Here is a 17,993-nt window from a genome sequence, read left to right as displayed (position 1 = left end):
GAGACTAAGCCAGATATTTGTAGAGCCAGTCGCGCGTGTCTTCCGGCAGTGGCACCGGGTCATGCTCATCGCCGCGCACCGCGAGCCAGAGAATTTCCACCTCCGCGGCCAGTTCGTTGCCGGTTTCGACCGAGACGACGAAACCGATCGACTTGCCGCCAATCTTGTTGACGCTGATCGAGTAACGGACAAGGTCATCATAGTGCAAGGCGTGGTGCAGCGAGCATGATGCCTTCTTGGCGATATAGATAGGCTCGTCATCGACCAGCGGCCGCGTGCGCCAAAAGTTGGAGAGTGCGGTCTCCGCCTGGGAGATGTAGGAGGCGATAAACATCTGGCCGTGCCGGTCGACATCACGCGGCGGCACCCTTACCTCGATGACATCGGATCGTTCTACTCTCGCCATCATGCAACAACCCTGGCCGACGCCGTACTGGCCTTAATGAAAGCTTAACACCGCGCCTCGATAAGTAAACGGCGTCACTCTAAAGTGGTTAAGATGGATTGTTGACATTGTAGTGACATGGTCCATGTCCTGTAATAGGCGTCACACCTCATTTATAGATTGGCACCATGAGCACACGTCTTTACGAACATCCGATCTTTCTTGAACACATCGTTCCACCCGGCCATCCGGAGCGACCGGACCGGCTGCGCTCGCTGAACATCGCGCTGGAGCATCCGAATTTCGAGCGGCTGGACCGGCGAAAGGCGCCGCCTGCGCATGAGGATGCGATCCTGCTCGCGCATCCCGAAGAGCACCTGGAGTTCGTGCTGCGCTCGATGCCCGACAAGGGCGACGACGGCGAGATCAACCAGCTCGAGGCCGATACCTATGCCAGCCCGAAGACGCTGCAGGCGATCATGCACGGCGTCGGCGGCGCCATGGCGGCGGTGGACGATGTTTTCTCGGGTGCGGCCGACAATGTTTTCGTCGCAGCCCGCCCGCCCGGCCATCATGCCGAGAAGACAAAGGCGATGGGCTTCTGTTTCTTCAACAATGCCGCAATCGCTGCGCGCCACGCGCAAAAGGCCCATGGCGCCGAGCACGTCGCCATCGTCGACTGGGACGTGCATCATGGCAACGGCACGCAGGATATCTTCTGGGACGACCCGTCCGTGCTCTTCTGCTCAACCCATCAGATGCCGCTCTATCCAGGCACGGGCAAAAAGGACGAGTGCGGCACGCACAACACCATCGTCAATGCGCCGCTCTCGCCCAATACCGGCAGCGATCATTTCCGCGAAGCCTTCAAGTCGCGCGTGCTGCCGGCATTGCACGATTTCCGCCCGGACCTCATCATCATCTCGGCCGGTTTCGACGCCCACCACCGCGATCCCCTGGCGCAATTAAACCTGACCGGCGAGGATTTTGACTGGGCGACGGGGCGGTTGCTCGAAGTTGCAGACCGCAGCGCCAAGAACCGGGTCGTCAGCCTGCTCGAAGGCGGCTATGATCTGGAAGGTCTCGCCGAGTCGGCGGGAATGCATATTCTACGCATGATGAGAGGTTGACGATGAGTGAGAACGCCAAAACAGATGTTTCGGGCTATTCCTTCGAGAAGGCCGTGGCGGAGCTTGAAAGCATCGTTGCCCGGCTCGAACGCGGTGACGTGGCGCTGGACGAATCCATCTCGATCTACGAGCGCGGCGAAGCACTGAAGAAGCATTGCGAAGCGCTGCTTTCGGCGGCGGAAAACCGCATCGAGAAGATCAGGCTCGACCGCGCCGGCAAGCCGCAGGGCACGGAAGCGCTGGACGGCGCGTAAGGCCGGCCGCTGGCTAAAGAATAGACAATATCACAGCGGCGAGCCGAACATATTGTAGCCCTTATAGTCGAGGGCGAATGCAAAATTGATGGTCTTCCAATTTTCAACTGTCGTGTAGGAGACGCTGTTTTCCCGAAGCCGGCTGGCTAGCGGGTATTTTGTGTGAATCACCGCTGCGAATTGATCTTCGATGGTCTTGTCGTCGGCCATGCCGGGATGACGACGGTCCTGGACAGTGCACAATCCCTTTGGATTGATACCCACGATGAGCGACCCATCATCCGTAGAGCCTTCGGAATAGGTATATTTTCCAGACAACAAGCTCGACTTTTGCTTGGTTTCGAACTTCTTTATGCCGTATCGCGCCGCTGCGGCGTAGCTTTCGGCATAGGGTGCCTTGTGGGCGAAGCAGATATCGCGAAATGCGGCGACACCGCGATCCATTGCGACTGGACCTGCGGGCTTTGCGACGGTCGTAGCAGACTTATCGCTCGTCGTGCTGCATCCCATCAATGCCGTTCCCAACAGAACGGCGATCAACGCCTTATTTCTCGTGCTGTCCATGCGTACGGCCCTCAAATAGATTCCTCGAGCCAATCGCACAGGTTGAAAGGTGAGGCAATCTGCACGCGCACCTCATACAGGAAATTTGAGTTTCCCGACCTTTCTCGCTAGGTTGAGTCCCAACCCAAAGGAGAGCCGATATGTCCTTCTTCCCAGGAAACGATCCGCAGGCCGGTGATGCCTTTGCCTGTGACGCGATCGAGAACCTCATCATTCCACGCACTAGCGACCTCGGCGGCTTTTCCGTGCGGCGTGCGCTGCCGAGCAGCCGCCGGCGGCTGGTGGGGCCATTCATCTTCTTCGACCGCATGGGGCCTGCGATTTTCCGGCCGGGCCAGGCGGTCGATGTGCGGCCGCATCCGCATATCGGTCTTTCCACCGTTACCTATCTGTTCGATGGCGAAATCCGCCATCTCGACAGCCTCGGCACGGCCAAGGTGATCCGTCCCGGTGACATCAACCTGATGACGGCCGGACGCGGCATCGTGCATTCCGAGCGTACGCCGGAGAACCTGCGCGACCATCCATTCTCCATGTCCGGTCTGCAGACTTGGCTGGCGCTGCCCGATGACAAGGAAGAGATTGATCCGTCCTTCGCCCATACGGAAAAGGACGAGCTGCCTGTCATCGCCGATGGCGGCGTGAGCGGGCGTGTGGTGATCGGCGATTTCGAAGGCCTGAAGTCGCCGGTGAAATCCTTTTCCGATACGCTTTATGTCGATCTGCAGCTGCAGCCGAACACGACGTTTCCTTTTGGGGCAGCGCATGAGGAACGCGCGGTCTACATTCTCTCCGGGTCGCTCATCGTCGCCGGCGACCATTTCGCTAGCGATCAGCTGCTCGTTTTCCGGCCCGGCGATGCAATTACGCTGGAAGCGGGCGAAAAAGGCTGTCATCTCATGCTTTTTGGCGGTGCAGCGCTCAATTCGAAGCGCTATATCTGGTGGAACTTCGTCTCGTCCTCCAAGGAGCGTATCGAAAAGGCCAAGGAAGAATGGCGTACAGGCCGCTTCGATATCGTGCCGGGCGACGAGGAAGAGTTCATTCCCCTGCCGGAAGGCTAACGGGTTCATAACACTCCCACATGTTTCTTGTTCAGGAACACCTTGAATTCGGCGTCTTTTGTCGCAATCTGTTTTGACGTAAAGGCGGACAACCGCCCAAGAATAGCAAGAAAGAGGCATCAGCCTTGACACAAATGCCAGAGACGCCACTGCTGGACCGGGTCCAATATCCTTCCGACCTGCGAAAGCTGGAGGACCGTGAATTGCCGCAGCTCGCCCGCGAAGTCCGCGACGAGATGATCGATGCAGTGTCGCGTACCGGCGGACATCTCGGCGCCGGCCTCGGCGTCGTCGAATTGACCATTGCCATCCACAGCGTCTTCGATACGCCGAACGACCGCCTGATCTTCGATGTCGGGCATCAGTGTTATCCGCACAAGATTCTGACCGGGCGCCGCGACCGCATTCGCACGCTGCGCCAGGAAAACGGCCTTTCCGGCTTCACCCGCCGCGCCGAGAGCGAATACGACCCCTTCGGTGCCGCGCATTCCTCGACCTCCATTTCCGCCGGTCTCGGCATGGCGGTTGCCGCCGAACTGGATAATACCGACCGCCGCGTAATCGCCGTCATCGGCGACGGCGCCATGTCGGCCGGCATGGCCTATGAAGCCTTGAACAATGCCGGCGCGCTCGACGCGCGGCTGATCGTCATCCTCAACGACAACGACATGTCGATCGCCCCGCCGACCGGAGCGATGAGCGCCTATCTCGCGCGCCTCGCATCGGGGCGCACCTATATGGGCTTCCGGGATTTTGGAAAGAAACTGACCGCCTATCTCGGCAAGAAGGTCGACCGCGCCATCACGCGGGCAGTCGAGCACGCACGGGGCTATGTGACCGGCGGCACCATGTTCGAAGAAATGGGCTTCTACCATATCGGTCCGATCGACGGCCATTCCTTCGAACACCTGCTGCCGGTGCTTCGCAATGTGCGCGACAATGCGCAAGGGCCGGTTCTGATCCATGTCGTCACGCAGAAGGGCAAAGGCTATGCGCCCGCCGAGGCTGCTGCCGACAAATATCATGGCGTCAACAAGTTCGACGTCATCACCGGCGCGCAGACCAAGGTGAAGCCGAATGCGCCGAGCTATACAAGCGTCTTTGCGGACGCTTTGGTGCAAGAAGCAACACTCGATGAGAAGATCGTCGGCATCACCGCCGCCATGCCGAACGGCACCGGCCTCGACAAGCTGCAGGAATTCTTCCCCAAGCGCTGCTTCGATGTCGGCATTGCCGAGCAGCATGCCGTGACCTTTGCAGCCGGCCTCGCCGCCGAAGGCTACAAGCCCTTTGCCGCCCTCTATTCCACCTTCCTGCAGCGCGCCTACGACCAGGTGGTGCACGATGTGGCGATCCAGAGCCTGCCCGTGCGCTTCCCCATCGATCGCGCCGGCTTCGTCGGTGCCGATGGCCCGACGCATGCGGGCTCCTTCGACACCGCTTTCCTGGCAACGCTGCCGGGCTTCGTCGTCATGGCCGCTGCCGACGAGGCGGAACTCAAGCATATGGTGCGCACCGCCGCCGCCTATGATCTCGGCCCGATCTCCTTCCGCTATCCGCGTGGCGAAGGCGTCGGCGTCGATCTGCCGGAACGGGGTCAGATTCTCGAAATCGGCAAGGGCCGCGTCATCAAGCAAGGCTCGAAGGTCGCGCTGCTCTCCTTCGGCACGCGTCTGGCCGACAGCCTTGCGGCCGCCGAAGATCTCGACGCCGCCGGGCTTTCGACGACGGTTGCTGATGCGCGCTTTGCCAAGCCGCTCGATCGCGACCTTATTCGCCAGCTCGCCGCCCATCACGAAATCCTCATCACCATCGAGGAAGGCTCGGTCGGTGGCTTTGGCAGCCAGGTCATGCAGTTCCTTGCCAATGAAGGCCTGCTCGACAACGGCCTGAAAGTACGCTCGCTGGTCATGCCCGATATCTGGATGGAACAGGCCAAGCCCGAGGCCATGAACGCCATGGCTGGCCTTGATCGCGCCGGCATCGTGCAGACGGTATTCCGGGCGCTTGGCCGCGGCCGCATCGTCGAAGCAGCCGGATGATGCGTAAAAATCAGGCGGCCCTACGGCTGCCTGATATCGTCAGGTCCGAGCGCATCAGGCATCGAGTGCATTAAAGACCGCTACGCGGTCCCGTCCTGCTGCCTTTGCCTGATAGAGCGCAGAATCGACGTTCTTCAACAGCAAGATACGCGTCGCGCCATCATGTGGCGCGAGGGCGGCGCCGATGCTGAGCCTTGCGAAAATCGACACGCCATCCACCGCAAAGGGCGCCCTGAAAGCGGCAAGCAGCCGTTCTGACAGGGACACGAGCGCATTCTTGTCAGGCGAGTCGGGGACGAATATCGCGAACTCATCACCGCCCATGCGCACGACGATGTCGTCCGCGCGCAGGACCGAACGGATACGCACCGATGCCTCGCACAGAACTTCGTCGCCGACATTGTGACCGAAACGATCGTTGATTGATTTGAAGCCGTCCATGTCGAGATAGAGGACGCCGAAATTGCTGCCGGTCGCTATCGCCGTGCTCAACGCACCATCGACAACGGCTTCCAAGGCCGACCGATTGAAGAAACGGGTCAGCGGATCGGTCATGGCCGCCGCGCGCAGGCCATTCTCGGCTATTCCCATCAGCAAGTTCGTTTTTTGCAGCCGCAGGAGCGCGCTTGCGATCTGGGCGAACCGCATGAGGCTCTGCTCCTCGCTCGAGGAAAATTGCCTCGGTCTCTGATCGAGGATGCAGAAGGCGCCTACCGGCAGACCGTTTTCCAATCGCACCGGCGCACCGGCATAAAAGCGAAAATGGGGATCGTCGAGCACGAAAGGAGCAGTCTTCAGCTCCGGTTCCTCCGTAAGATCAGGAAGGACCAGCAGCTCATCATCGAATACTACCCGCGTGCAGATCGACATATCGCGCGAGCATTCGGCGATCTTCAGCCCTGCCTGCCCTGCTATGCGCTGCCAGTCCTCATCGATGATATTGATTGCCGCATAGGGCGTCTCGAACACGCCTCTCGCCAGTTCCGCAAGGGTTGCGAGCTCCGGAGTCGGACCGCTGTGAATCGCATTCAGGGACCGCACGGCCAAAAGCCTTTGTGTTTCATTGGCCGGAACTCGGACGAGCTGTCCCATTCGAATCTCCCTCAGCAATCATCACGCATTTTATAAGAATGGTGGTTCACCGCTCAGGGCAACCCCGCCACCGATCAAATATTTAATAAATCTTGACCAAAGGATGGTTCGCTGAAAACAAGGTCACGACCCAAAGAGCCGTTCTTCAAGAGAAAGAACGCTTCAGGCGCGGCGGCGCTGCACCAAAGTCGGACAGGCCACAGATGATGACGCTCTCATACACACAGTGAAAAAACGAAGCGGCCCGCCGCAAAGCGACGGGCCGACGAAGTTCATAAAGATGATTCGCCGTGAGCCGCCGCTAAAGCGCGCCCACGAAGCCATCGTCGGACGATCAGAACTCCTCCCAATCGTCCCGCGCGGTGGCGGCAGCCGCGGCGGTTGCCTTTCCGGCGAAGGCCTTGGCAACCGTGCGGCCGAGAGCCCGAGCTGGCGATGCGGCCGGTTTCGAGCGTGCGGTCGCAACGGCCGGCCGGACAGGTGCAGCCTGTGTGGCATCGCCGAGACGGAACTGCTGGAGCAGCTCGTTGAGCGCCGCAGCTTCGCGGGCGAGCGCGTGGCTTGCCGCCGTCTGCTCCTCGACCATGGCGGCATTCTTCTGCGTGCCCTGGTCCATGTTGTTGACGGCCGTGTTGATCTCCTGCAGGCCGGTCGATTGCTCGCGGGTCGCAGTCACGATCGCGCCGACATGGCGGTTGATTTCCTGCACTTCCGAAACGATCAGTTCCAGCGCCTTGCCGGTCTCGCCGACCAGCGACACACCAGTATTGACCTGATCGCTCGACGTCGTGATGAGCGATTTGATCTCCTTGGCCGCGTTGGCGGAGCGCTGGGCAAGCTCGCGCACTTCCTGGGCAACGACTGCAAAGCCCTTGCCGGCATCCCCCGCACGCGCGGCCTCGACGCCGGCGTTCAGCGCCAAGAGATTGGTCTGGAAGGCGATATCGTCGATGACGCTGATGATGTTGCTGATCTCGCCCGAGGATTTCTCGATCTGCTGCATGGCCGAGACGGCTTTGCGAACCACTTCGCCAGACCGTTCCGCGCCGAGGCGGGCGCGTTCGACGAGGTGGCCGACATCTTCGGCCCGCTTGGCAGAGTCGCGAACCGTGGTCGTGACCTCTTCCAGCGCTGCGGCCGTCTCTTCGACCGCAGCGGCCTGCTGCTCGGTGCGATGCGCCAGATCGTCGGCGGCCGACCGGATTTCGTCAGCACCCGCATTGATGGCGCGGGCATTGGAGCCGACGGACTGCAGGGCGGCTTCCAGCTTCTCGACTGCATTGTTGAAATCGGCGCGAACACTGTCGAATTGCGGTGCAAAACTGTTGTGGAGGCGGGTTGCGACATTGCCCGACGACAGAGCCGAGAGACCACCGGCGAGCGCTTCCATGGCGAAACGGATTTCACCTTCCTCCCGCGCCTTCTGCTCATCATTCATCAGGCGCTGGCGTTCGGCATCGCCGCGCATGCGCTCGGTCTCACCGGCAAGACGCAGCTTCTCGATCCCCGCCTGCTTGAAGACGAGGACGGCATCGGCCATGCGGCCGATTTCGTCGCCGCGGCCAACAGCCGGGACTTCGACGTCATGCTCGCCATTTGCCAGGCGCCCCATTGCAGCCGTCATGCCGACGATCGGGCGCACGATGATCCGCGACAGCAGCCATGCAAGCACGGCGGCGGCGAGCGAGGCGAAGATACCGCCGACGATGAGCGTCAGGCGAAGATCGCCATTGGCATCGTCCTGCATGGCTGCCAGGTCGCTCGCCTTGGCGCGGGCGGCCTGCTTGATCTTGCCAGCCGCCTCGCGGAAGCCATCAAGCTGACCCTTGGTTTCGTTCTGGCCGATCTTGACGATCTGGTCGAGCGGCATCTCGGTTTCCTTGCGCGCCTTAGCCTGTGGCTCCGCGAGCTGATGGAAATAGAGATCGGCAGCCTTCTGCATGTTATCGATCGCCTGCAGCAGGTCCGGAGAATCGGCGGCTGCCTCCTTCGCGGCTGCAATGCTCTTCAGCATCCGCTCGCGATTGTTGAAGATATCGCCGTAGGTGCTTTCGCTGCGCAAAAGCAGAAAACCGCGCAGATTGACGGCCTGCTCCAGCATCGCCTGCAGGGAGTCGTCGATCAGGCTGACGAGCTGCTGCGACTTTGCCTGCTCGGCAGCGGCTCCAGCCGACACATCCTGCTTTGCGTAGACGAAAGCGGAAACGCAGGCAAAAATGGCGATCAGGGCCGTAAATGTAATGGCAAGCTTGCCATTCAAAGAGAGTTTTTTCGCAAACATGAGCGAGCGCCTCCTGAGCGCCGGTCCTGGCGAGCATCGTCCGGCCGTCATCGGGAGGGAATACGGCCGACACTCGAATAATTCAGGGAGGGCATGATTGGGACGCGGATGCGCGAAGCCTTCATGGCAGGCGGTAACCTGAAAACGGATCACCGCAATCCCCGGCATGAGTAGAGGCTTCGGCTTTAAATTTATTTAATTTGCGGGGACCGCTCAGCTCAGCGCTAGTTCACCGCCGCCGCGGCCAGGATCAGGATATCCAGATCGTGCTCCGGATAAAAATCCTGCGCCGTTATCTGGAACGTCGTCGCGCCAATTTTCTTCACATTCGTACCGCAGAAGCTGATGTAGTTCTCGGGGTTGCCCTTATCGACCGTCAGCTCGAAATGCTTGATCGGGCCGGACCAGTTGGCGCCCGTCGTCAGCACGTAGGAAATCCAGCTCTCGGTATAACCGCGACCACCCTTGTCGGCCGCCGCGGCAAGCTTGACCGCCGTCTTCAGAAACGTTTCGTCGAGACAGTATTTGGCGCGATAGTTCTGCAACTGCTGCTTCTGGTAATCTTCGTTGCCGGCGAAGGTGATGGCAACGGTGCCGCCGACGCTTGGCTTGTAGCGATGCTCCACTGCAATCCTGGCCTTGGCCGGAAACTTGGTGCGCCACCAATAGGTCGTGTGCAGCGTCCACATCGGCGTCGGATGATGTTTCATGCCCTGGCCGTCAGCGTCGTATTCGTCATCGGCGATCAGACCGCGGGCTGTCCAGTCCTCGAGCACATCAATGGGTAACTTGGCGACTGCATCCGTCGCCGCCTTGCTGAGTGGCAGCAGCGGCACGCCGTGCGCTTTCAGTTCATCGGTCATGTCGACCCCGGCAACCGATACGCGCTGCTGCAGAGTCGGGGTGATGGCCTTGCCGTCCTGTGTGACGGTGAAGCCGAGGAAATTGTCGGAATCGACATTTCCGGCATCGACCATGCTGTCGATGTCGCCCTTGATATCGGGCATCGGAAAGGCGACGACGCTTTCGACATCCTTGTCGGACGTGTTTTCGAAGACATAATCGACACGGACCTGCTCTGCCGAAATGAACAGCTTTTCCTGATCCATGCTGATATCGCCGGTGCGAACATAGGCGAGACCGCCCGTCTTCAGCTCGGCCATCGTGTCGTTCGCCATAACTGGAGCGGCGAACATCGCCGGTAACGCCGCTAAGCTAACGATCTTCCGCATGATGCCCCTCGCCTGTTGATGCCGGCGATTATCGCCGGCCGCGATCCGCCGTCAATGTCGATATCAGCATAAAAGGCTTGCAACATAACGCATTGCCCGGCATGGACAGCCCATGTCCGAACCGCAACGCCTCGACCAGCTCCTCGTTACCCTCTCGCTCTTTGCAAGCCGATCACGGGCGCGCGATGCAATCCAGCGCGGCACGGTGACCGTAAACGGCAAGATCGTGACGAAACCAGGAGCACTTTTTTCCGAAAGCGCTGACATCAGTATCGACGATCCGGCGCAGGACTACGTCTCACGCGCGGCGTTGAAGCTGGTGGCTGCGCTCGACCATTTCGGCCTCGATCCGAAGGGACAACGTTGTCTCGATGTCGGCGCATCGACAGGCGGCTTTACCGAGGTGCTGCTTGAGCGCGGCGCTGCCCATGTCACGGCAATCGACGTCGGCCACGACCAGATGCATCCGCGCATAGCGAAGGATCAGCGCGTGACCAATATCGAGGGTTTGAACGCGCGCAACCTGACTGCCGACGATATCGGCGAGCCTTTCACCTTCGTCGTTTCCGATGTCTCCTTCATTTCGCTGAAGCTGGCTCTCGCGCCGACGCTCGCGCTTGCCGAACATGGCGCGCGGGCGGCGCTGCTCGTGAAACCGCAATTCGAGGCGGGCCGCGATGCGATCGGCAAGGCCGGCCTCCTGAAGGACCCCTCCTCCGCTCCGGCGGTGGCGGCCGAACTCGAGCGCTGGTTCACCGAGGATATGGGCTGGAAAAGCCTCGGCCTCATCGCTTCGCCGATCGCGGGCGGCGACGGCAACCAGGAATTTCTTCTCGCAGGGATCAAGCCATGAGCACCGAAACCATCACCATCCAGAAGCTCGGCGCCCAGGGCGACGGCATTGCGCAGGGCGCCGATGGCCCGATCTATGTGCCCTTCACGCTGCCGGGCGAAACCGTCGCCATCGCGCGGGTGAAGAACCAGGGCACGCTGATGTCGATCACGACGGCTTCGCCGGACCGGCAGGAGCCGCACTGTCGGCATTTCGGCCCGCATGGCGTCAACGGCGCCTGCGGCGGCTGCAGCCTGCAGCATTATGCCGATGCGCCTTATCGCGCCTTCAAGCGCCAGCTTGTGGTCGATGCGCTACGCTCGAAGGGCCTGACGCCAGAGGTCGACGATATCGTTGTCGCGCATCCGGGCGAGCGGCGCCGGGTCGTCTTCGCGGCGCGCAAGACCGAAAAGGATATGCTGATCGGCTTCAACCAGGCTGAAAGCCACCACATCGTCGCTATCGAGGAATGTCCCATCGCCTCGGCCGGCATCATGGCCCGCCTGCCGGCGATCAAGACGATCGGCGCGGCAATCGCCATCAATGCCGAAGCCTTCCGCATCTCCGTATTGGAGACGCAGACCGGCCTCGACCTTGCCGTCGACGGCATCAAGTCGCTTTCGGACAAGCAGCGCCGCAGCACGATCGAAACAGTGCTGTCGCTTCGCGACATCGCCCGCGTTTCGCTGAACGGCGAGATCCTGGTGGAACCGGTGAAACCGATGATCGATTTCGGCGGCGTGCAGGTTGCGCCGCCGCCCGGTGCCTTCACGCAGGCGACCAAACAGGCCGAGGACGCCATGGCGGAGCTGGTTGCAAGCCATGTCGGCAAGGCGAAGCGCATTGCCGATCTCTTCGCCGGCAACGGCACCTTTTCGCTTCGCCTGGCGCGGATCGGGCGCGTGCATGCGGTCGAAAGCGAAGACAAGCCGCTTGCGGCATTGGATCACGCTGCCCGCAATACGCAGGGACTGAAGCCCGTCAGCATCGAACGTCGCGATCTCTTTCGACGGCCGTTGATGATGCAGGAACTGAAGGTTTATGACGCCGTCGTCTTCGACCCGCCTCGCGCCGGCGCGGAATTCCAGAGCAAGGAACTCGCGCGCTCCCAGGTGAAAAAGATCGTCGCCGTCTCCTGCAACCCGCTGACGCTCGCCCGCGATCTCGCTATCCTGGTCGAGGGCGGCTACCGCATTACGCGGGTGACGCCGATTGACCAGTTCCTGTGGACCTCGCATGTCGAGGTGGTGGTGGCACTGGAAAAGTAATTATCTTCGCCACGAATTTGGTGGCCGACCTTCGTGGTTCGAGGCTACGCCTTTCAGGCTTCGCACCTCACTATGAGGGCGGAGGATGTCCTCCGAGTAGATTCATGCTTCGACCGCCTGAGGGTTTGTGGCCTTGAGAGGCTGGTGCGAAGACTAGCCCTCATGGTGAGGAGGCCTGAAGGGCCGTCTCGAACCACGAGAGCGGGTTGGTTTACCGCTTCATGAATGCTTCGAAGGCCGCCCTCGCCTCGGCGCTTTTCAACTGGGCGGCGAAATGTTCAGCCTCTTTCTGGATCCGATCAAGCACAGCATCCGGCGACCCGCGCATCAGGTCGCGGGCGATCCGAAGGGCTTCTGGCGGCTTGGCGGCGAGCTTTGTTGCGAGCAACAGCGTTTCGGCCTCCACGGCTTCCGGCGCAACCACTTTCCAGATCAGGCCGGTTTCCTTGGCTTCGGCAGCGGAAAGACCTTCGCCGAGGGCAAGCAGGGCGAAAGCGCGTTGATGGCCCATCACGCGTGGGGCAAGCAGGCTTGAGGCAGCCTCGGGAACAAGGGCAAGATCGACGAAAGGCGTCTTGAACAGACTGCGATCGGAAGCAATCGTCAGATCGCAATGCAGATGGATCGTCGTGCCGATGCCGATCGCCAGGCCATCGACGCCGGAGACGACGGGCTTCTTCGTACTCGCCAGCGCGACGAGGAAATCAATGACTTCACGCCCCATATTGCCGCTCATGGCGAAGGCGAGGAAATCGGCTAGGTCATTGCCGGCGGAAAAACAGCCTTCGGTGCCGAGGAATACGTGGACGCGGATATCCGGATCGTCCTCCGCCGCCTTCACCGCATCGGTCATCGTCTGATACATGGCACGCGTGATTGCATTCTTCTTTTCCGGCCGGTTGAAGCGGATTATCTGGACCTGCGGCGCAGTCTCGGGGCGTTCGATCAGGATGTGGTCGGTCATGGCTTTTCCTTAGGCTAGTGCGGCGCGGGCGGCTTCAAGGCTGGATGCGCCGGCGATGACCCGATCAGAGAGAGCGGCAGTCTCGGCCAGAAGATTTTCGGCGGCAAAGCGGCAGAGTGCGATGCGCTTGGATCCCTCGCCGTCACTCACATCGGCAAGGCCCCCCTTGGCCAGATAGGAGCTTGTCAGCACGAGGCCGAAGAGCCGCTGGTAAGGCGTGGCGCCCGCCAGAGCCTCGGCGACGGCACCTTCTGCCTGCTTCGACAAGAGCCATTCGCTCGTCTTTTCGAGATCGGCAATGGCTGCCTGCAGACGCGCGGCCGTTTCACCGAAACCTTCAAGATTGGATTTTGCGACACTATCGGCAATCTCGCGCAATTCGGTAATGAAGCCACGCACATGACCGCCATTGCCGATCGTCAGCTTGCGCGTCACAAGATCGATGGCCTGAATACCGTTGGTGCCCTCGTAGATCGGTGCGATGCGCACATCGCGCAGCAGGCGCGCCGCGCCCGTCTCCTCGATGAAGCCCATGCCGCCATGGACCTGGACGCCGAGCGAGGCGACATCGACGCCCGCGTCGGTGGAAAAGGATTTTGCGATCGGCGTCAGCAGGGCTGCGCGCTCCTGCCAGAAGCGTGCCTTCTGCGGATCACGATGCGACATATCGAGCGCTTCGGCACAGGCGTAGCAGATTGCGCGCGAGCCTTGCGTCAGCGCCTTCATGGTCAGCAGCATGCGCACGACATCGGGATGCTCGATGATCGGGCTCATGCCCGATGCGGTCGTAGCCGGCGCGCGACCCTGGGTGCGCTCGCGGGCATAGGCGATGGCTTTCTGGGTTGCGGCCTCGGCAATCGCAACACCCTGGATGCCTACGGCAAGGCGCGCATTGTTCATCATCGTGAACATGCAGGCGAGGCCCTTGTTCTCCTCGCCGACCAGCCAGCCGACGGCGCCCTTTTCCGCGCCGTATTTGCCGTCGCCATAGATCATCGTGCAGGTCGGCGAACCATGGATGCCGAGCTTATGCTCCAGCGAATGCACGAAAAGGTCGTTGCGTGCGCCCAGCGAGCCGTCTTCCTTCACAAGGAATTTCGGCACGAGAAACAACGAAATGCCGCGCGTGCCGGCAGGCGCATCCGGAAGGCGGGCGAGAACGAGATGGATGATGTTCTCGGTCGCTTCGTGATCGCCCCAGGTGATGAAAATCTTCTGGCCGAAGATGCGATAGGTGCCGTCATCGCGGCGTTCGGCGCGAGAACGCAGGGCGCCGACATCAGAACCGGCATGCGGCTCCGTCAGGTTCATGGTTCCCGTCCACTCGCCCGAGACGAGCCTTGCCAGATATGTCTTCTTGAGGTCTTCGCTGCCGTGAGCCCGTAGCGCCTCGACCGCCCCCATAGTCAGCGTCGGCGCGAGGCCGAAGGCCATCGAGGCGGAATTCCACATTTCCAGCGTCGCGATATTCAGCATGTGCGGCAGGCCCTGCCCACCGAACTCCTCCGGCGCGGTCAGGCCATTCCAGCCGCCGGCGGTCCAGTCGCGATAGAGCTTCTCCCAGCCATCTGGAAGGACCACCTTGCCATCCACCAGCCTTGCGCCTTGCTTGTCGCCGTTCTCGGCAAGCGGCTCCACCTCCTCGCCGGCGAAGCGCCCGGCTTCCGACAGGATGGCATCGACAAGATCGGTGCTGAGATCGCCGAGAACGCCCTCCTCCATGGCGCGCTCCATGCCGGCGACATGTTTCAGCGTGAACGCGATTTCTTCGACAGGCGCCTTGTACATGATGATTTCCTCCGGATCGGTGCTGGCAATGACCCGCCTCACCCGGACCATCGGCCATTTGTGGCTATAGCTAGTTTATTTTTACGTAAACGTCAATTTTCTCAAATTGCAAGAGGCATCGATTTCCACCGCCTCGCGAACCCGAACATGACATGCGTCTTACGCGCGCCGAGCGGCTGTGACATCGCCGCCTATATCCGCGATTATTCCGTCAAAGCACGGACTTGCATAAACAATCGTCATGAACGAAGACTAAGGCAACTGTTCAGACAATGCGAACGATGCCCCCATGAACACGCTCACGTTAGCCAATACCATACCAGGCTTTATCTGGGCATACCGTCTCCGTCCCGGTGAAACCAAGCCGGAGCGCCTGCCTGACGACATCGATCGTTCGACGCTGTTCGGCGCCGACGGTTTTCTCTGGCTGCATCTCAATCTCGTGGATGCCCGGGTGCCGGCCTTCCTCGAGGATGCGCCGGGGCTGAACGAGGCCGCCCGCATAGCGCTGACCACGCATGAGACACATGCAACGATTACGGTCGACGAGCAGATGCTTTTCGGCACATTGGTCGACTTCCAGCGCGACTTCGCCCACAACACCCACGACATCGGCTGGCTGCATTTCGCACTGACAGATCGCCTGTTGATAACAACCCGGCTGCAGCCGCTTCGCAGCCTGGATCGAACCCGGGTGCTGATCGAAAAGAACGCCGCACGATTTTCCAATCCCGTCGATATTTTCGAGCTGATCGTCGTCGAGTTCCAGCGGACCCTGATCTCCGTCGTCATCGAAATCAGCGAAGAGCTGAATGGCATCGAGGATTTCGTCCACGGCAATACGTCACGCGACGAGCGTACCAAGCTTCCGCCCATCCGCAGGACGATCGTGCGCTTGCATCGTCATTTGCGGACCGTTCTTTCGCTGATGCGCCATGCCGCTGCCTCCGACGACGAGGAAATGCCGCTCGGCTTCGAGGATGTCGCTGCGCGGCTGACGGGACGATTGGAAGCGGTCGAGCACGATGTCTATGCGCTGCAGGAACGGGCGAGGCTCCTGCACGAAGAGATCGATTCGAAGCTTGCCTCCGAGATCAACCGGCATCTCTACATCCTGTCGATCATGACCGCGTTTCTGCTGCCGCCGACGCTGGTGACGGGGTTCTTCGGGATGAATACATCGGGCCTGCCGCTGGCGGGCGGCGGAAGCGGTACCGGCTATGCGGTGGGCTTCATCATCGCCTCCATGCTGCTGGCATGGTGGCTGCTCAAGCGGGTCAACATTCTCTGATTTCAAACCATGCAAAAAGCCGCCCGGCGGGAACCGGACGGCTGATATTCATCGGTCAGCAATCGCTGGCTGCTTAGAAATACGGCGAATAGCATTGACGGCGCGGGCCGGAATTCGGCTGGAACGTATTGTCGTAAGCGCGGTAGGAACGATAACGTCCCTCGCACCATTCGACATGGCGCGGATTGATGCCTGCGCTCGGGGCCGGAGCCGGCTCATAATAGCGTGGCTGGCTGGCGATAGCGCCGCCGATCAGCGCGCCCGCACCGAAGGCGGCCAGCGGGAACCAGTAGCCGTCATGATAGCGATAACCATGACGATAGCCGCCGCGATAACCGCGATAGCCGCCATACCAGCCACGGCGATAATAACCATCGCGACGCCATTGAACGTGTTCGACATTGCCCGGCGCGGCTTGGGCGGGTGCGGACTGTTTTACGATCGGTGCGGCGGGCATCTGCATGGCAAAAGACGGTGTGAAGCTCGTCAATGCGACGGCAGCCGTTACGGCGACTGTCGCGATTTTTGCACGGAAACCAAGCATTTTTATCTCCATTCCCTGGTTCGACTTGATACTCAAGCCTGTAGGCGCTTCATGTCGGGAATGCTTCCCGAGCAAGGTTTCGCTGCCTGCTTCGTCGCATATGCGAATAGACGGCAAGAAACGCGGCAGCGCGTTATTTAGTTCCTCAAATCCCTACCGAATTAAGGAGTTATGCGGGGCTCCACGATGAATTTATAGTGATTTCATTCTTAACCCAAGATTAACCAGCAATCCTTACTATTATTTCATGAAAGGATACCGAAAGAGTAACCTCCTCATTTACAGCTTGCTGACGATCCTGACCCTGATGGGGCCGGTCTCCAAGCCTTCGGCTGGTGAAATCCAGCCTTGGGGCGATCCGAAAAACGCCCTGATTGTCGATGCCTACGAGCTGAACACCATCGACTGGACCGCATTTCTGCAGGACAAGCGCATCGCCGGCTTCATCTCCAAGGCGTCGGACGGATTGCCTGAAAGCTTCAGTTGCACCGGCGACCACGGCGGCGATACGGTGGCCCATTGCAGGACGATGTGGCGCAAATACGCTGTTAGCCGCGAACTGTTTCAAACGCGCCGCATGCTGGCAAAGACAAATGGCCTGTTATGGGGAGCCTATCATCTCGGTCGGCCCGGCAATCCGATCGACCAGGCCAATCATTTTCTCGACTATGCCAATCCGCAGCCGGATGAACTGATGGTGCTCGACATCGACGGCATGGACACGACGCAGTTCATGTCGCTCGATGACGCGCAGATCTACGTCGCCCACATCAAGGTCAGGACCGGACGCTACCCCATTCTCTACGTCAATCACAATACGGCACGCTATATCGCCGAGCACCGCGGCACCTATCCGCTGCTGTCGCGACTGCCTTTGTGGTATGCGCGCTACAAGCCTGATGTCAAAGGCACCTTCCCACTCGGCAACTGGGATAATTATGCCATCTGGCAATTTGCGTCGTCGGACAATTGCTCGGAGAAAAGCTGCCCCTATCGGGTGCCGGGCACGCTCACCGATATCGACGTCAATGTCGTGCCGATGACGAAGGTTCAGCTTGCCAAGATCTGGCCACAGGGCGATCTCCTGCCGGCCAAACCCCTGCCCGCCCCAGACCTGACGATCGCGCTCGCCCAGATGTGTAGCGGGCCGCGGCAGACGCTCGTTTCGCTCATGGCCGATATCGACCCGGTCGTCACGGCCTCGACCCCGCAAACGAGGCCGGTCGAGATCAACGAGCTGAACTACCAGGATTTTTGAGGCC

At 60.5% G+C, this 17,993-nt stretch carries 16 protein-coding genes; 8 read left to right on the top strand and 8 right to left on the bottom strand.

The window, feature by feature from the left end:
• Positions 1 to 4: 4 nt before the first annotated feature.
• Positions 5 to 406, bottom strand: coding sequence for an acyl-CoA thioesterase (locus GA0061103_RS08690; RefSeq protein WP_092711184.1), 402 nt, complete (start codon positions 404 to 406; stop codon positions 5 to 7).
• Positions 407 to 573: 167 nt separating this feature from the next.
• Between GA0061103_RS08690 and GA0061103_RS08685 the strand changes: the two genes are divergently transcribed.
• Positions 574 to 1,515, top strand: coding sequence for a histone deacetylase family protein (locus tag GA0061103_RS08685; protein ID WP_092709688.1), 942 nt, complete (start codon positions 574 to 576; stop codon positions 1,513 to 1,515).
• A gap of 2 nt (positions 1,516 to 1,517) precedes the next feature.
• The gene (locus tag GA0061103_RS08680) at positions 1,518 to 1,769 is read left to right on the top strand and encodes an exodeoxyribonuclease VII small subunit (RefSeq protein WP_092709686.1); all 252 of its coding nucleotides are present in this window, start codon (positions 1,518 to 1,520) and stop codon (positions 1,767 to 1,769) included.
• 30 nt (positions 1,770 to 1,799) lie between these two features.
• Here GA0061103_RS08680 and GA0061103_RS08675 read toward each other — a convergent pair whose 3' ends face one another.
• Positions 1,800 to 2,333, bottom strand: coding sequence for an NMCC_0638 family (lipo)protein (locus tag GA0061103_RS08675; protein WP_092709683.1), 534 nt, complete (start codon positions 2,331 to 2,333; stop codon positions 1,800 to 1,802).
• Positions 2,334 to 2,473: 140 nt separating this feature from the next.
• Here GA0061103_RS08675 and GA0061103_RS08670 point away from each other — a divergent pair, with 140 nt between their 5' ends.
• The gene (locus tag GA0061103_RS08670; protein WP_092709680.1) at positions 2,474 to 3,397 is read left to right on the top strand and encodes a pirin family protein; all 924 of its coding nucleotides are present in this window, start codon (positions 2,474 to 2,476) and stop codon (positions 3,395 to 3,397) included.
• Between the two features lie 125 nt (positions 3,398 to 3,522).
• Positions 3,523 to 5,439: a 1-deoxy-D-xylulose-5-phosphate synthase gene (gene dxs / locus GA0061103_RS08665; RefSeq protein ID WP_092709678.1), complete on the top strand. Its 1,917-nt coding sequence runs from the start codon at positions 3,523 to 3,525 to the stop codon at positions 5,437 to 5,439.
• Positions 5,440 to 5,493: 54 nt separating this feature from the next.
• Here dxs and GA0061103_RS08660 read toward each other — a convergent pair whose 3' ends face one another.
• The 3 genes from GA0061103_RS08660 to GA0061103_RS08650 all read right to left on the bottom strand — a co-directional run bounded on the left by GA0061103_RS08660 (position 5,494) and on the right by GA0061103_RS08650 (position 10,044).
• Positions 5,494 to 6,531 carry a sensor domain-containing diguanylate cyclase gene (locus tag GA0061103_RS08660; protein WP_092709675.1) on the bottom strand — a complete coding sequence of 346 codons (1,038 nt, stop codon included), beginning with the start codon at positions 6,529 to 6,531 and terminating at the stop codon, positions 5,494 to 5,496.
• A gap of 334 nt (positions 6,532 to 6,865) precedes the next feature.
• Positions 6,866 to 8,812: a methyl-accepting chemotaxis protein gene (locus GA0061103_RS08655; protein ID WP_092709673.1), complete on the bottom strand. Its 1,947-nt coding sequence runs from the start codon at positions 8,810 to 8,812 to the stop codon at positions 6,866 to 6,868.
• Positions 8,813 to 9,036: 224 nt separating this feature from the next.
• Positions 9,037 to 10,044: a DUF4424 domain-containing protein gene (locus tag GA0061103_RS08650; RefSeq protein WP_092709670.1), complete on the bottom strand. Its 1,008-nt coding sequence runs from the start codon at positions 10,042 to 10,044 to the stop codon at positions 9,037 to 9,039.
• Positions 10,045 to 10,156: 112 nt separating this feature from the next.
• On the opposite strand from GA0061103_RS08650, the gene GA0061103_RS08645 reads away from it, so the two are divergent.
• Positions 10,157 to 10,897, top strand: a complete 741-nt coding sequence (locus GA0061103_RS08645) for a TlyA family RNA methyltransferase (RefSeq protein ID WP_092709667.1) — start codon at positions 10,157 to 10,159, stop codon at positions 10,895 to 10,897.
• Positions 10,894 to 12,144 carry a class I SAM-dependent RNA methyltransferase gene (locus GA0061103_RS08640; protein WP_092709664.1) on the top strand — a complete coding sequence of 417 codons (1,251 nt, stop codon included), beginning with the start codon at positions 10,894 to 10,896 and terminating at the stop codon, positions 12,142 to 12,144. The genes GA0061103_RS08645 and GA0061103_RS08640 overlap by 4 nt, the downstream gene beginning before the upstream one ends.
• A 211-nt stretch (positions 12,145 to 12,355) precedes the next feature.
• Here the strand turns inward: GA0061103_RS08640 and GA0061103_RS08635 are convergent, their stop codons facing one another.
• Both GA0061103_RS08635 and GA0061103_RS08630 read right to left on the bottom strand, forming a co-directional pair.
• Positions 12,356 to 13,108 (bottom strand): crotonase/enoyl-CoA hydratase family protein, encoded by a 753-nt coding sequence (locus tag GA0061103_RS08635; RefSeq protein ID WP_092709661.1) that lies wholly within the window; start codon positions 13,106 to 13,108, stop codon positions 12,356 to 12,358.
• A gap of 9 nt (positions 13,109 to 13,117) precedes the next feature.
• The gene (locus GA0061103_RS08630; RefSeq protein ID WP_092709659.1) at positions 13,118 to 14,896 is read right to left on the bottom strand and encodes an acyl-CoA dehydrogenase family protein; all 1,779 of its coding nucleotides are present in this window, start codon (positions 14,894 to 14,896) and stop codon (positions 13,118 to 13,120) included.
• 289 nt (positions 14,897 to 15,185) lie between these two features.
• On the opposite strand from GA0061103_RS08630, the gene GA0061103_RS08625 reads away from it, so the two are divergent.
• Positions 15,186 to 16,187, top strand: a complete 1,002-nt coding sequence (locus GA0061103_RS08625) for a transporter (RefSeq protein WP_092709657.1) — start codon at positions 15,186 to 15,188, stop codon at positions 16,185 to 16,187.
• Positions 16,188 to 16,260: 73 nt separating this feature from the next.
• Here the strand turns inward: GA0061103_RS08625 and GA0061103_RS08620 are convergent, their stop codons facing one another.
• Entirely contained in the window at positions 16,261 to 16,731 is a 471-nt protein-coding gene (locus GA0061103_RS08620) for a BA14K family protein (RefSeq protein WP_092709655.1), read from the bottom strand.
• Between the two features lie 247 nt (positions 16,732 to 16,978).
• Between GA0061103_RS08620 and GA0061103_RS08615 the strand changes: the two genes are divergently transcribed.
• Positions 16,979 to 17,989: a glycoside hydrolase family 25 protein gene (locus GA0061103_RS08615; RefSeq protein ID WP_092709652.1), complete on the top strand. Its 1,011-nt coding sequence runs from the start codon at positions 16,979 to 16,981 to the stop codon at positions 17,987 to 17,989.
• The last annotated feature ends 4 nt before the right edge of the window (positions 17,990 to 17,993 follow it).

It is taken from the genome of Martinezella multihospitum (assembly GCF_900094585.1).
Lineage (GTDB): Bacteria > Pseudomonadota > Alphaproteobacteria > Rhizobiales > Rhizobiaceae > Rhizobium > Rhizobium multihospitium.
This window is presented reverse-complemented; position numbering and strand designations above follow the sequence as displayed.